1 protein-coding gene is annotated in these 717 nt (G+C 31.4%); it reads left to right on the forward strand.

From position 1 onward, the window contains the following. Positions 1-93: 93 nt before the first annotated feature. Complete coding sequence (cadR, locus tag NI465_RS16535) at positions 94-486, forward strand: Cd(II)/Pb(II)-responsive transcriptional regulator (protein ID WP_004281856.1); 393 nt, start codon at positions 94-96, stop codon at positions 484-486. Positions 487-717 lie beyond the last annotated feature (231 nt).

Raw genomic sequence — 717 nt, forward strand, 5'->3', positions numbered from 1 at the left:
CATAGTTATACCCATTAAAAAAATTTATAAACTTTGAATATTAGAATCCCTATAGTTACTATAGAGTCAAGATTTTTTGGAAATACCAACTTAATGCATTTAAAAATTGGTGAACTCTCTAAAAAAACCTCATGTTCAGTATTAACAATTAGGTTTTATGAAAAGGAAGGTTTAATTCCGGAACCCGAAAGAACAGAAGGAAATTACCGCCTTTACGATATAGGCTATGTTGAGCGAATTAAGTTTATTTTGAATTGCCGAACTTTAAATATGAGTTTGAATGAAATTCGTCAATTACTCACCTATAAAGATAATCCCAAGAAAAATTGTTCAGATGTGAATGAATTAATTGACTTACATGTCAGTGCTATCAGAGAAAATATAATCAAGCAACAAAAGCTTATTGAACAATTATCTGATTTAAGAGGTACTTGTGATGGCTTATGTACAATTGACCAATGTGGAGTTCTAAAAAATCTAGCTTGATTATCTAGACCTATGCTTTTTTCAAAAATTCTGTATATCTTTACTTAAGGCTGCAAAAAGTTTAAGGTTACTCAAATTCTGTGATCAGATCTTTGATAGATCTGGACAGCTTCTTATTGGTGTTTTAAATACAGATTTGTGGGCACTGTTGCAAATAGAGATTTGAGTCGATGAAGTTCCCTTTAAAAAGTGCTTAGAGACCGAAAACCCTGTTGATTAGACACACTTCAC

The sequence above is a fragment of the Acinetobacter lwoffii genome, assembly GCF_024129855.1.
Lineage (GTDB): Bacteria > Pseudomonadota > Gammaproteobacteria > Pseudomonadales > Moraxellaceae > Acinetobacter > Acinetobacter lwoffii_L.

Excerpts from the sequence above, each read along its gene's own strand:
- cadR (WP_004281856.1), top strand. The coding sequence starts at position 94 with ATGCATTTAAAAATTGGTGAACTCTCTAAAAAAACCTCATGTTCAGTA.